This is a genomic window from Citrifermentans bremense R1, assembly GCF_000426865.1.
In the GTDB taxonomy this organism is placed as follows: Bacteria; Desulfobacterota; Desulfuromonadia; order Geobacterales; family Geobacteraceae; genus Geomonas; species Geomonas bremensis.
Genome location: NZ_AUGE01000001.1, coordinates 39,952 through 53,086, shown reverse-complemented (window position 1 = coordinate 53,086; position 13,135 = coordinate 39,952). Strand labels below are relative to the sequence as shown.

General features: G+C 62.5%; 16 protein-coding genes. 13 read left to right on the top strand and 3 right to left on the bottom strand.

Translation table 11 applies throughout. From position 1 onward, the window contains the following. Positions 1–32 precede the first annotated feature (32 nt). The 11 genes from K419_RS0100270 to coaBC all read left to right on the top strand — a co-directional run bounded on the left by K419_RS0100270 (position 33) and on the right by coaBC (position 10,209). Positions 33–950, top strand: coding sequence for a PfkB family carbohydrate kinase (locus tag K419_RS0100270; protein ID WP_026839792.1), 918 nt, complete (start codon positions 33–35; stop codon positions 948–950). A 93-nt stretch (positions 951–1,043) separates the two neighbouring features. Then, positions 1,044–1,796, top strand: a complete 753-nt coding sequence (locus tag K419_RS0100265) for a tetratricopeptide repeat protein (RefSeq protein ID WP_026839791.1) — start codon at positions 1,044–1,046, stop codon at positions 1,794–1,796. Position 1,797: 1 nt separating this feature from the next. Further along, on the top strand, positions 1,798–2,616 hold the full coding sequence (locus K419_RS0100260; protein ID WP_026839790.1) for a helix-turn-helix domain-containing protein: 819 nt from the start codon (positions 1,798–1,800) through the stop codon (positions 2,614–2,616). A 239-nt stretch (positions 2,617–2,855) separates the two neighbouring features. Continuing rightward, the gene (locus K419_RS0100255; protein WP_012530095.1) at positions 2,856–3,236 is read left to right on the top strand and encodes a response regulator; all 381 of its coding nucleotides are present in this window, start codon (positions 2,856–2,858) and stop codon (positions 3,234–3,236) included. Positions 3,237–3,265: 29 nt separating this feature from the next. Further along, positions 3,266–3,709 carry a universal stress protein gene (locus K419_RS0100250; RefSeq protein ID WP_026839789.1) on the top strand — a complete coding sequence of 148 codons (444 nt, stop codon included), beginning with the start codon at positions 3,266–3,268 and terminating at the stop codon, positions 3,707–3,709. A gap of 88 nt (positions 3,710–3,797) precedes the next feature. Next, on the top strand, positions 3,798–4,988 hold the full coding sequence (locus K419_RS0100245; protein WP_026839788.1) for a response regulator: 1,191 nt from the start codon (positions 3,798–3,800) through the stop codon (positions 4,986–4,988). A 75-nt stretch (positions 4,989–5,063) separates the two neighbouring features. Further along, positions 5,064–5,471, top strand: coding sequence for a response regulator (locus K419_RS0100240; RefSeq protein WP_026839787.1), 408 nt, complete (start codon positions 5,064–5,066; stop codon positions 5,469–5,471). 10 nt (positions 5,472–5,481) lie between these two features. After that, positions 5,482–7,065 carry an NAD(P)/FAD-dependent oxidoreductase gene (locus tag K419_RS0100235; protein WP_026839786.1) on the top strand — a complete coding sequence of 528 codons (1,584 nt, stop codon included), beginning with the start codon at positions 5,482–5,484 and terminating at the stop codon, positions 7,063–7,065. A gap of 33 nt (positions 7,066–7,098) precedes the next feature. Then, on the top strand, positions 7,099–8,265 hold the full coding sequence (locus K419_RS0100230) for a 3'-5' exoribonuclease YhaM family protein (RefSeq protein ID WP_026839785.1): 1,167 nt from the start codon (positions 7,099–7,101) through the stop codon (positions 8,263–8,265). A 69-nt stretch (positions 8,266–8,334) separates the two neighbouring features. Then, positions 8,335–8,964, top strand: coding sequence for an MBL fold metallo-hydrolase (locus tag K419_RS0100225; protein ID WP_026839784.1), 630 nt, complete (start codon positions 8,335–8,337; stop codon positions 8,962–8,964). 9 nt (positions 8,965–8,973) lie between these two features. Then, complete coding sequence (coaBC, locus tag K419_RS0100220; protein ID WP_026839783.1) at positions 8,974–10,209, top strand: bifunctional phosphopantothenoylcysteine decarboxylase/phosphopantothenate--cysteine ligase CoaBC; 1,236 nt, start codon at positions 8,974–8,976, stop codon at positions 10,207–10,209. On the opposite strand, the gene K419_RS0100215 is transcribed toward coaBC, so the two are convergent. Continuing rightward, complete coding sequence (locus K419_RS0100215) at positions 10,198–11,118, bottom strand: zinc dependent phospholipase C family protein (RefSeq protein ID WP_026839782.1); 921 nt, start codon at positions 11,116–11,118, stop codon at positions 10,198–10,200. The two genes, coaBC and K419_RS0100215, sit on opposite strands and share 12 nt — an antisense overlap. Positions 11,119–11,152: 34 nt before the next feature. On the opposite strand from K419_RS0100215, the gene K419_RS0100210 reads away from it, so the two are divergent. Next, positions 11,153–11,818, top strand: a complete 666-nt coding sequence (locus K419_RS0100210) for a uracil-DNA glycosylase family protein (RefSeq protein ID WP_026839781.1) — start codon at positions 11,153–11,155, stop codon at positions 11,816–11,818. Here the strand turns inward: K419_RS0100210 and K419_RS0100205 are convergent. Then, positions 11,815–12,231: a hypothetical protein gene (locus tag K419_RS0100205; protein ID WP_026839780.1), complete on the bottom strand. Its 417-nt coding sequence runs from the start codon at positions 12,229–12,231 to the stop codon at positions 11,815–11,817. The genes K419_RS0100210 and K419_RS0100205 overlap by 4 nt on opposite strands. Before the next feature lie 169 nt (positions 12,232–12,400). Between K419_RS0100205 and K419_RS0100200 the strand changes: the two genes are divergently transcribed. Continuing rightward, a complete protein-coding gene (locus K419_RS0100200) occupies positions 12,401–12,718 on the top strand; it encodes a BON domain-containing protein (RefSeq protein ID WP_026839779.1) in 318 nt (105 codons plus the stop codon). Between the two features lie 95 nt (positions 12,719–12,813). Here the strand turns inward: K419_RS0100200 and K419_RS0100195 are convergent, their stop codons facing one another. Further along, the gene (locus K419_RS0100195) at positions 12,814–13,110 is read right to left on the bottom strand and encodes a DUF2795 domain-containing protein (protein WP_026839778.1); all 297 of its coding nucleotides are present in this window, start codon (positions 13,108–13,110) and stop codon (positions 12,814–12,816) included. Positions 13,111–13,135 lie beyond the last annotated feature (25 nt).

Genomic DNA, 13,135 nt, shown 5'->3' with positions numbered 1-13,135 from the left:
TACCTCATCCCGCAACACTTCCAGGAGGTTTCATGAGCATACTTGTCGTTGGTTCCGTCGCCCTTGATTCGGTAGAGACCCCGTTCGGCGAAAGGGAGCGCGTACTCGGCGGTTCCGCCACCTACTTTTCCACCTCGGCCAGCTTTTTCACCGACGTGAACCTCGTGGCCGTGGTCGGGGAGGACTTCCCCGAGGAGCACACCAAGTTCCTCTCTTCCCGGAACATCGATCTCACCGGCCTCTCCAGGGTCCCGGGCAAGACCTTCCACTGGAAAGGGCGCTACGGCTACGACCTGAACGAGGCGCAGACTCTCGAGACGCACCTGAACGTCTTCGAGAGCTTCAAGCCGGTGATACCGGCATCCTACGCCGGCGCCGAATACCTGATCCTCGCCAACATAGACCCCGAACTGCAGATGGAGGTGCTGAACCAGGTGCCCAACCCCAAGGTGGTGGCTTTGGACACCATGAACTTCTGGATCTCCTCCAAGCCCGAGGCGCTCAAGAAGGTGATCAGCCGCGTCGACTTCCTCATCATCAACGAGGGGGAGGCGCGCCAGCTCTCCGGGGAGGCGAACCTGGTGCGGGCGGCGCGTGCGATCATAGCGATGGGGGTGAAGAACCTGATCGTGAAGCGCGGGGAGTACGGCGTGCTCATGTTCAACGGGCACTCGGTGTTCGCGGCCCCCGCCTTCCCGCTGGAGGAGGTCTTCGATCCCACCGGCGCGGGCGACACCTTCGCCGGCGGCTTCATGGGGTACCTGGCCAACACCGGCGACGTCTCGGAGCAGGGGGTGCGGCAGGCCATCATCTTCGGTTCCGTAATGGCCTCCTTCAACGTCGAGGCTTTCAGCCTGGACCGCCTGAAGACGCTCTCCTACCCCGAGATCGAGTCGCGCTACCGCAGCTTCAAGAAGATGACGCATTTCCAGGGGGTGGGGGAGCTCTGATCGGCCTCGCTTGCTGAACGCCTCCTCATTGACAACGACCTGCTAATCTGCTAATTTTCCCCGGTACCTACCGGCAGCCACCATGTGAGGCTTATGCTCCGTCCGATACCGATCATGCTGTCCTTCGTCCTGCTTTTCGCCGCGGGATGCGCCCTGAGCCAGGGGGACAAGAACCGGTCCATCTATCACTACCAGATGGGGCAGTCCTTTTACGCCGAGAACAACTACACCGGCGCCCTCTTGGAGCTGAGCGAGGCCGAGAAGCTCACCCCGAGGGACCCGGACCTTTTGAACCTTCTGGGTCTTACCTACTACCGCAAGGGGCGCTACGATCTTGCCGAGGCGAAGTACCTGAAGGCGATCGACCGCAAGGAGCGCTTCTCCGACGCCCGGAACAACCTGGGGGTCAACTACCTGGAGATGAAGCGCTGGGACGACGCCATCGAGCAGTTCAAGCTGGTGCAGGACGACATCTTCTACCAGGGGCAGGACGGCGTCGCCATAAACCTGGGTCTTGCCTATCTGGGCAAGGGGGAGTATCAGCAGGCCCTGACCGTGCTGCGCAACGAGGTCGCCAAAAACGGCAGCGACCCCCGCATCCGGCTCAACCTGGGCCGGGTCTATTTCGCCCTCCAAAAAAACGAACTGGCTGTCGAAGAGTACCAAAAGGCCCTGCAGCTGAACCGCTCCTATGCCTCCGCCTATTACCACCTGGGGCTGGCACAGATGAAGCTCAAAGACGCCGACGCGGCCAAGAGCGCCTTTCAGGATGTGGTCCGTTTGGCCCCGGATTCGGAAATCGGGCAGCTCTCCAGGGAGTACCTGGAACTGCTCAAGGTGAGGTAACGTGTCTGAGCCAGAGAACATGGGCGCTGAGATGCCCGTCGGCCAGTACCTGAAGGGCGTGCGCGAATCGCGCGGACTCAAGCTGGAAGAGGCCTCGCAGGTAACCAAGATCGGCAGGAACTATCTGGCGGCGATCGAGCAAGGGCAGTTCGAGAAACTCCCCAACGTCGCCTACATCAAGGGATTCCTCAGGCTTTACGCAGGTTTTCTCTCCCTTTCCGGCGACGAGGTGGTCGCAAGGTACGAGCGCGAGCTGGTCCCGGCAGCGAAGCCGCAGGCTGAGCCCTCCCAGCCGCACCCGGGGATGGAGAACGTGGAAAAGGCGAAGCTCGCCAACCACGGGCGCTGGCTGATACCGGCGCTGCTGCTGGTCCTCGTGGTGCTCGCCGCGCTCTTTTACCCCGACGGCGAACAACCTCCCCCCCCGCCGCGTCCGGCTCCCCCGGCGCCGGTCCCCGCACCGGTCATGGCCCCCATGACCGCCCCGGTGCAAAAGCAGGTCAGTTCGTCGCGCCGGGAGCCTCTGGCCGAGCCGGCGGCCGAGGGTCCGCAAAGCGCGGCTCCTGCCGGCAGGCAGCAAGGCGTGGTCCTGAAGCTGCGCTTCAACCGGGACAGCTGGCTCAGCATCACCATCGACGACAGCATCTCCCAGCGCTACGACCTGAAGGCCGGCGACCTCATCGAGTGGAAGGGACAGCGTTCCTTCTCCCTGGAACTGGGCGACGGCGGCGCCGTCGAAGGGGAATTCAACGGCAGGCCTTTGAAGGCGCTCGGGCAGGCCGGACAGCCGGCGCACGTCGATCTGAAAGCGGGACAATAGATCCATAAGTCCACCACTGCAACCCACTCCCAGCTCTCCGTCGATCATTAAAGCGGACAAATTCCAATGAAGACATTTTGCCGCAATGAAAACTGGTTCGATTCCAGCATCGGCACCCTCTCATCCCATGCCGGTAAATTACGTAAAAGATTCGCTCTTGGGGGAAAACCCCCGTTGACACCCGGGGGGGCGGTGCTAGAATCAAAGCTGCTTTTCTAATAAACGAATCGGAGCCTATCTTGCCAAAGCAGCCCAAGCGAATACTGGTGGTGGATGACGAGGAGAACGCGCGCATCGGTCTCTCCCGCTTGCTGGCCAAGGAAGGGTTCCTGGTTGACAGCGTGGCCAACGGTTTCGAAGCGCTTAACTACCTGCGCGAGCAGGAGGTTAACCTGATCGTGACCGACATCAACATGCCCGAGATGAACGGCATCACCTTCCTCAAGGAACTCAACCGGAGCTACCCTTCCAGCAACGTGATCATGATCACCGCTTACGGCGGTGTCGAGTCTTATATCGAAGCCATGAACCTCGGGGCTTTCGAATATATCAACAAGCCGGTGAAGATAGACGAGCTGAAGTCGATCCTGAAGAAGATCTTCAAGGAAACCAGCCACTGACTCTGGACACCGGTTCGAAAGGGGGCGGGATGAGAAGCTTCGACAAGATTCTGTTTGCCACCGATTTTTCCGAGAGCTCGGACCATGCTTTCGAGTATGCGCTCACCATGGCCAAGCAGTTCGACAGCCAGCTGACCATACTGCACGTCATCAACGAGCCGGTGGATCTGCGCGGCTTCTACGTGCCGCACATCTCCTTCGAGAACCTGGAAAAGGAGATCGAAGAAGGCGCCGAGAAGATGATGGGCAAGTTCTGCGCCAGCCGCCTTTCAGGCTTCACCAACTACCAGTGCGCCATCGTCACCGGCGTTCCCTGGGAGGAGATCCTGAAGCGGGCCGAGAGCGACCATTCCTCCTGCATCGTCATGGGCACCCAGGGGAGAAGCGGGATAGACCACCTTTTGTTCGGCAGCACCGCTGAACGCGTGGTGAGAAAGGCGCTTTGCCCGGTGGTAACCGTCCGGCTCGCCTGACTCCGGCGCCATAAGACTTCTGCGGGGCAGCGTTTGCTGCCCCTTTTTTTTGATGGACCGAAATCACTAAAGAACAGGAAAACCCGTCATGTCCCAACAGGATAAAGAGCCGCGCGGCCGCGTGCTGATAGTCGACGACGAGAAGGTCATCCTCGACCTTACCGCCATCATCCTCAAAAACCGCGGCTACCAGGTCTACACCGCCCTTTCGGCGCTGGAGGGGCTGGAGGCCATCGAGAAGGAACGCCCCGAACTCGTGCTGCTCGATTACATGATGCCGAACATGGACGGCCTCACGGCGCTCAAGGAGATCAGGCGCAGCTACTCCGATACCTACGTGATCATGTTCACCGGCAAGGGGAGCGAGGAGATCGCCGTCGAGCTGATGAAGGCGGGGGCCTCCGACTACATCCTGAAGCCGTTCAACAACCAGGACCTGGTCGAGAGGATCGAGAGCGTCCTGAAGCTTAGGGGCATCGAGCTGCAAAACCGCGCCCTTTTGAGCGAGCGGGAAAGGCTTCTGGCCGAGATCGCGGACTGGAACCGCGAGCTGGAGCGCAGGGTGCAGGAAAAGAGCGAGGCGCTGCGCCGGGCCCAGGCAGAGGTGGTGCAGTCCGAGAAGCTTGCTTCCCTTGGCTACCTCTCCGCGGGAATGGCGCACGAGATCAGGAACCCCTTGAACTCCATAGCGCTTTTCGTGCAGCTGATCAAAAGCGGGCTGGACGAGCACGAGCGCCTGGACTACGTGGAAAAGATCCTCAAGGAGGTCGACCGGATCGACAACATCCTGGCCAAGCTCCTCGACGCCTCCAAGCGGCCGAAGTTCGAGATCAGCGAGGTGAGGGTGGACCGGGTCCTGGAGCACACGCTCGACGCCTTCACCCCGCAGCTTAGGCAGAAAAGGATCCGGGCGGTCACCGACTTCAAGAGCATCCCCCCGGCCATCAAGGCCGACCCGATGGAGATAGAGCAGATCTTCACCAACCTCTTTTTGAACTCCATCTACGTGATGCCCGAGGAGGGGACCCTCGCGGTGGAGCTGGAAGGGGACGAGCAGTGGATCACGGTGAGGGTCTCCGATACCGGCCCCGGCATCCCGCCTGAAAACCTCCCCAACATCTTCGACCCCTTCTTCACCACCAACAGCCGCGGCACCGGGCTCGGGCTCTCGGTGGTCCTGCGCATAGTAAAGACCTACAAGGGGAAGATCGAGGTGGAGAAAAGCGACAGCTCCGGGACCACCTTTCTGGTCCGCCTGCCGCTTGCCCCCCCGAGGTAGCGGGGGAGGATTCTCCCTTCCCTTTTGCCACGCATTTTTGTATGATGGCGCATTCCAAAGCGCTTTGAGGTTGAAATGACAGCAGAAAACGGGAGAAAGATCCTCCTGGTGGACGACGACAAGTTCTTTCAAAAGGTGATGTCGGACGCCTTCGAGGGCGCCGGCTTCACGGTGGTCACCGCCGGCGACGGCCAGGCCGGGGTGGAGGCTTACGCCCAAGGCCGGTTCGACGCCGTCGTTTTGGACCTCGTCATGCCCAGGATGGGCGGGGTGAGCGCCTCCCTCGAGATCGCCAGGCTGTCGCAAGATCCGGATCCCGTCCTCATCCTCTTGACCTCCATGTTCCAGGGCGCCCCGCACGAGCACCCGATTCCGGAGATGGGCGCCAAGGTGCACATCCCTAAATCCACCCCACCTTTGGACATCGTCATCATCGTCGAGCAGCTCCTGGAAAGAAAGAGGCGCGGCTTTAGCGCCGCCTGACGGAAACCCCATGCCATTTCTGCTACGAAACCTCACACTCTCCCCCGGAGAGGAGGAGCGCCTATTGCTTGCTTTGGCCGCGGCGAAGCTGGGCGTGCCCGAGAGCGCCGTCACATCCCTGTCGCTGGTCAGAAAAGGGGTCGACGCCCGCAAGAAGGGGAAGATCAAGCTGGTCTACACGGTGCAGGTGACCGTTAAGGACGAGTCGCGGGTCAAGGAGGGGGGGGACGTCTCCCGGGTGGAGCCGGCCGCAAGGGAAGAGTTCCCGAAGCTCGCCTCGAAGGAGCGCATCGTCATCGTCGGCATGGGGCCGGCAGGCCTTTTCGCCGCGCTTAGGCTCGCGGAATACGGGCTTTGCGCCCTGGTCCTCGAGCGCGGACGGGAGGTGGAAAAAAGAGCCGCCGACGTTTCCCGCTTCTGGCGCGCGGGGGAGCTCCTCCCCGAGAGCAACGTGCAGTTCGGCGAGGGGGGGGCGGGGACCTTTTCGGACGGCAAGCTCACCACGCGGGTGAAGGACGAGAACTGCGGCTGGGTGCTGAGGCAGCTGGTCCATTTCGGAGCGCCGCCGGAGATCCTCTACGCTGCGAAGCCGCACATAGGGACGGACCGGCTGCGCGCCGTGGTGAAGGGGATCAGGCAGAGGCTGATTTCGTCCGGTTTCGAGATCCGCTTCGAGAGCAGGGTGAGCGGGATCGGGCTTTCCGGCAACCGGGTGAGCGCGGTGACGGTGAACGAGACCTCGGAGCATCCCTGCGACACGCTGCTGCTGGCGCCGGGCCACAGCGCGCGCGACACCTACGCCATGCTGCACCGGGCCGGGGTGAAGCTTGAGGCAAAGCCGTTCGCGGTGGGGCTTAGGGTAGAGCACCCGCAGGCCCTGATCGACGAGATCCAGTACGGCAGGAACCCGCATCCCCAACTCCCCCCGGCCGAGTACGCGCAGGCCTACAACAACGAGAAGACGGGGCGCTCCGCCTACTCCTTCTGCATGTGCCCGGGAGGGGTGGTGGTCGCCGCCGCCTCCGAGGCGGGCGGGGTGGTGGTGAACGGCATGAGCGGCTACCGCCGCAACGGCCCCGGCGCCAACAGCGCCTTGGTGGTCACCGTGGGGCCGGCGGATTTCCCCGGCGCCTCCCCGCTTTCCGGGATCGCGTTCCAGCGCGACCTGGAACGGCGCGCTTTTGCGGCCGGGGGAGGGGGGTACCTGGCGCCGGCGCAGAGCCTTATGTCCTTTCTGGGCGAGGGGAAGGGGAGGGTCGCTTCCAGCTACCGCCCCGGCGTAGTCGAATGCGAGCTGACGCCGCTTCTCCCCGCTGCCGTCGCCGCCACGCTCAAGGAGGGGATTCGCCACTTCGACCGGAAGATGCGCGGCTTCATGAGCGCCGAGGCTACGCTTACCGCGGTCGAGACCCGGACCTCGGCCCCCTTGCGCATCCCGCGGGCTCCCGACCTGCAGTCTGTCTCCCATCCGGGCCTCTACCCCACAGGCGAGGGAGCGGGTTACGCCGGCGGCATCATGAGCGCCGCCCTCGACGGGATCCGCGTGGCCGACGCCATCGCGGCGAGGCTTCGCGCCGAGAGCCAAAAGCCGTAGTAGCACCAGTTTCAAGCCTACAAGGAGCTTCATGTGCAAAAGAAATGCGTTGCCGAGATAAAGGACCGCGACCTCGTGGAAGCGGTCTTCCTGGTCAAGGAGAAGATCGTGGCCATGGCCAAGAACGGCAAGCCGTACCTCACCCTGAAGCTTATGGACAAAAGCGGCGAGGTCGACGCCAAGGTCTGGGACAACGCGGACCAGGTGGGGGCGCTCTTCGACCGCAACGACTTCCTGGCGGTGCGCGCCAAGGCGAGCGTCTACCTGGGAAAGATGCAGCTGATCGTCTCGGAGCTGAAGAAGGTTCCCGATGACTCGGTCGATCTGGCGGATTTTCTTCCCGAAACCGACCGGGACATCGAGGCGATGGTCGAGGAGCTGCACGCCCTGGTCGCCGGCGTGAAGGACCCGGACCTGGCGCGGCTTTTGTCCTCCTTCTTCCACGACCCCGAGCTTTTGGCCCAGTACCGCGTCGCCCCCGCGGCCAAGGGGATGCACCACGTCTATCTCGGGGGGCTTTTGGAGCACTCGCTCGCCGTGGCGAAGCTGGTGGACGCCATGGTCCCGCTCTACCCGGGGCTGAACCGGGACCTCCTCGTCGCCGGGGCGCTTTTGCACGACGTGGGGAAGGTGCGGGAGATGACCTACCTGCGCTGCTTCGACTACTCGGACGAGGGGAAGCTGATCGGCCACATCACCATCGGGGCAGAGATGCTGCACGAGCGGATCACGGCGCTGCCGGGGTTTCCGGCCGAGCTCGCCATGCTCTTGAAGCACATGATCCTGTCGCATCACGGCCAGTACGAGTACGGCTCCCCGAAGCGCCCGAAGACGCTGGAGGCGACCATCCTCAACTACCTGGACGATCTCGACTCCAAGATCAACGGCATCCGGACCCACATCCGCAAGGAACCCGACAACCCCTCGCGCTGGACCTCGTACCACCGCCTCTACGACCGCTACTTCTTCAAGGAGAACTCCCTGCCGGAGGAGGAGCTGGAACTCTCCCCGGCGGCAGGCCTGGAGCCGTCCGAGCTCATGCCGCAGACGGTGGAGGCGTCGGTGCCGGTACTGTCCCCCTCTAGCGCGCCGGAGCAGGGAGCGCCGCGCCGGGAGCGCCCGGAGGCCCCCCGCGGCGGCCAGGAGCGCAAGAGCTTCAGCAACAACCCTTTCGCCGCGCTGAAAAACGGCAAGGAATAAGCATCCGTTGAGTTTGAAGCGGGTTCGGGGCGCAGCCAAAAAGCCCCGGCCGCGCAAGGAGGAAATGCCATGTTATTTGAGACCATAGTGGTTGGCGCCCTCGGGGTCAACTGCTTCATACTGGGAGACAAGCAGAGCAACGAAGGGGTGGTGGTGGACCCGGGTGCGGACTTCGAGCTGATCGCCGACGCCATCGCGCGCTTCGGGATCAAGGTCAAGTACATCGTCAACACCCACGGCCACTTCGACCACGTCGGCTGCAACCGTAGCGTCCAAGAGAAGACCGGAGCGGAGCTTTTGATCCACCAGGGGGACCAAACGCTTCTGGAGCTGGCCGCGAAAAGCGCGCAGAAGTACGGGTTGAAGGCCGAGGCTTCTCCTGCCCCGACACGGTTTCTTGAGGACGGCATGAAGCTCGAATTCGGCAAGCGCACCATCGAGGTGCTGCACACGCCCGGGCACACCCAGGGGGGGTGCTGCCTCCTTCTCGCCCACGAGAAGCTGGTGATCACCGGCGACACCCTTTTCGCCGACTCGGTCGGGCGCACCGACCTCCCCGGCGGGTCGCACGAGCAGCTGATGGCCTCGATCAAGGCGAAGCTGATGCCGCTTCCCGACGACACCACCGTCTGGCCCGGACACGGCCCCTCCAGCACCATCGGCCGCGAGAGGCGCAGCAATCCCTACATCAACGAATAGGAGGAGGCGATGCTGAAAGGGAAGGAGATCGTTCTCGGGGTAACCGGCGGGATTGCGGTGTACAAGGCCGTCGAACTTTTGCGCCTTTTGGTCAAGGCGGGTGCGACGGTACACGTGGTGATGACGCAGGCCGCGAAACAGTTCGTCACGCCGCTCACCTTCCAGACCCTTTCGGGTAACCCCGTGCACAGCGAGCTCTTCAACCTGATCTCGGAGCAGGAGATAGGGCACATATCGCTCGCGGAGAGGGCCGACCTCTTCATCGTCGCCCCCGCCACGGCAAACTGCATCGGGAAGCTCGCCTGCGGCATCGCCGACGACCTTTTGACCACTACCGTCATGGCCACCAAGGCGCCGGTCCTGATCGCCCCGGCCATGAACGTCAACATGTACCAGAACCCCATCTACCGCGAGAACGAAGAGCGCCTGAAAAGGCACGGCTACCTCTTCGTCGCGCCGGTCTGCGGCATGCTCGCCTGCGGCTACGAGGGGGAGGGGAAACTGCAGGCCCCCGAGGTGATCCTGGCCGAGGCGGTGGCGGCGCTCACCCCCAAAAGGCTCGCGGGGGAGCGGATACTGGTGACGGCTGGGCCCACCCTGGAAGAGATCGATCCGGTGCGCTTCGTCAGCAACCACTCCTCGGGGAAGATGGGGTATGCCATAGCGAGGCAGGCGCAGCTAAGGGGAGCGGAGGTCACCCTGGTGACCGGGCCCACGGCGCTCGCTGCGCCGCACGGGGTGAAGGTGATCCGGGTGCAGAGCGCCGCCGAGATGCGGGACGCCGTCATGGGGCTTTTGGAGCGGACCGACATCGTGATCAAGGCGGCGGCGGTGGCGGACTACCGCCCGAAGTCCCGCAGCGGCGAGAAGATGAAGAAGAGCGCGGCTCTCCTTTCCATTGAGCTGGAGAAAAACCCGGACATCCTGGCCGAGATAGGGGGGATGAAGGGGGAAAGGCTCCTGGTCGGATTCGCGGCCGAAACCCAGGAACTGGTGAAAAACGCCACCGCCAAGCTGAACGCGAAGAACCTGGACCTCGTCGTGGCGAACGACGTCTCCCAGGAGGGGGCCGGCTTCAACGTCGACACCAACATCGCGAAGCTCTTGTACCGGGACGGCCGGGTGGAGGCGCTCCCCATGATGGGGAAAGAGGAGCTGGCGGGGGAGATACTGGAGCGCGTGGAACTGCTGCGCGGGGAGAGAGCAGGGAAGGCGGAAAAGCCGGGGAGCCCGTCAGCCCGATAGGATCTCCAAGAGGAGCTCGGGGCGGCAGATCGCCTGCTTCAGCTTCGGCTTCAGCTCCTCCAGCTCGGCTATGGCCTGGGGCTTGGTGATCTTTCCGGTCCGGTACAAAAGGCGCAGGTTCTTCCTGACCGCTTCGGCTGCGGCGAGGGCGCGCTCGCCGGTCGGGTCGGCAAAGTAGTAGCGCGAATCCTCGTCGTTGTTGAGGAAGTCGAAGACCGCTTCCTGGGCGAGCTGCATGTACTCCTCCCGGTCATCCTCCTCCAGGGCGTAGCGGGAGGTTTCCGAAAGGGTCTGCAAGAGCCCTTGCCATTTCTCCAGGCGGCTCACCAGCAGGATCGAGTTGAAGATCCGCTTGTTGGTGCCGAAGGAGAAGATTGTGTCGGAAAGGACCTTGCGCAAAAGCGCGTCGTTGGAGCTGAAATGTTCCAGGGACACCTTCTTCGCCGTCTCCCAGATCTCCTTTTCCACGAAGTTTTCGAAGCGCATCTCCCAGTAGGCGTGCTTCAAGGTGAGGGAGGAGAAGCTCCTCATCACCTTGTAGGGGACGTAGTAGTTGTGGGCGATGCAGTCCGCGGCGAGATGGCTCAGGTAGCCGTAGGCGCAGGCCTTTTGTGCGTCGTCCCCCGCCTTGTCCAGCACGCGGTGGCCGATGCGCCAGCGGTGGCAGTGCTGCAGGTAGTGGGTGAACTTCTTGCCGAGCGTGATGTCGGCCGCGATGGTGCCGTAGAGAAAGTCGTAGGGATGGGCGCCGATGACGGCCGCGACGGCGGGCTTGAGCGCGTCCAGGTTGGCGAGGACGTTCATGCCGAGCTGGAGGTGGATGCCGGCGCCCCAGGCGTAGGCCTGCTCCGGCACCGCTATGACCAGGAAGAGGGTTGCTGCAGCTAGTATCAACATGTGGTCGAGCATAGTTAATGAGCCTGAAAAAGTAAAGGGGTTTGGGATGGTCGAGATGGACGAGCGGGAAACCGTGCTGGGCTCGCTGAAAGGGTACCTGGCGGAGCTTCTGGAGAGCGGCGTGGACGAGCTCCCCTTTGGGCAGCCGGTTGCCGGAGAGCGGGAGAAGCGTGCCGCGGTCCAGGCACCGACCGCGCCCGCAGGGGGAGTGCCGCAGGCGCCCGCCCCCCCTGCCGCGCCGGAGCCGGCGGCCCCGGTTCACGCGGAGGCGAGCTCCCGGCCTGCCGCGCCGGAAGATTCATTGCGACTGGACGGGGACCCTCGGGCCCGGCTTCTCTTCGTCATGCACGGATCGGGATTCGCCGGGGAGGCGGGGGAGCTTCTGGAGAAGATCGTCATTGCCATGGGATTCGGCAAGGAGCAGGTTTCCCTTTTAAGCTTTGCCAGCGGTGAGGCTTCCCGCGCCGCCGTCGCCGGCCGGATCGCAGCGCTCGCTCCCGAGGTGGTGGTGAGCATGGGCGAGGAGGCGGCCGCCCTGCTTTTCCAAAGCGAGGCCCCACTGCAGCGGCTGCGCGGCAGGTTCCACGATCTGTCCGGGATAGCGCTCATGCCGACCCACCATCCCGAGGCGATGCTGGAGAACCAGGGGCTCAAACGGGACGCCTGGAACGACATGCAGCAGGTGATGGGGCGCCTGGGGAAGGGGCGCTAGCGCGGAGCGGTGCAGGTCTTCAGTCTGCCGTTCTCGAAGAGCACGATCGGCTGCAGGTCGACGCAGATCTTGCCGTCCACCTCGACCCGGGTGGCGAGGACGCACCCCTCCAGTTTGCCGGAGGTATAGAAGCTGATGGTGCTGTACTCGTTGCAGGTAAGGCTCTCGTAGTAGAAGAAGTCCCTGGTGATGCAGCTCTTCAAGGTCCCCAGTTCGTAGAATTCAGCCTCAGCATACAGGTTGCATCTCACGCCGCTTAACAGGGTGATGTCTTTGAGCGGACAGGACTTCAACTCGCCGTTGGGATAATAGATCACGGTCCCGCCCGGATTGCAGATACTTTCGTCGACTCCGAGAGCTTTGCCGCTGTCCACTGTCAGAAGCAGACTTAATGCGAGCAGTATGAGCTTCATGATCCCTCCCCGCTGCACTGGTTGCTGGCTGCAAACACCCGCCAAGTATAGTGGCAAAATGAACCCTTTCAAATTTTTATACTCTCCAGTCCGTCTTGACACACAATTTGCGTTGGATATTCTTAATGTGCTTTCTGGCAGCTATATCCTCTAACAAAAGGAGATGGTTATGGCAAAGTTTCGGCGCATCGTATTTATCATCCTCTGTGCCTGCATGGCAGCCTCTGTCACCACCGGTTGCAGGACCACACCCAAGCATGACAGCGCGGGCGAGTTCGTCGACGACTCGATGATCACGACGCGCGTGAAAGCGGCCATCTTCGACGAGATGGCGCTGAAGACCTTCCAGATCAACGTCACCACCTTCCAGGGGGTGGTGCAGTTGAGCGGCTTCGTGGACTCCGCCGACAACGCCAAGCGCGCCGGCGAGATCGCCCGCGGCGTCAAAGGGGTAAAAGAGGTGAGAAACGACCTGATCGCCAAGTGACGCATTACTTTCGTCCCCACAAAAAAAACCCGCTGCGGCGGGTTTTTTCTTTTCCGGGAAAAGCCCCCTCCCTTTGGGGAGGGGGCTCAGCATCGTTAGTGGTGCGACTTGCTGTGGGTCTTGCTCTGCCCCGCCTGGCTGCCTGGTTGTTGCTGCTTGCTGCTCGATTTGGATGAACCCTCTTCGGACCCTTTCCCGCCGAACGCCTTCATGACGTCGGCCATGTTGCCGTATTCCCGGTCTTCCATTTTCTGGATTTCGTCGATGACGACTTTCTCGGCTTTCATATGCTGGGCGTGTTTTACCAGATCCTTTTTATCTGCCGGGAAGTCTATGCCTTTGAGATTTTTCGTCACGTTTGCCGGTGAGTGACCAGTACCACGCGTTGCCATAACTCCTCCTTTTAAAGCCACTTTT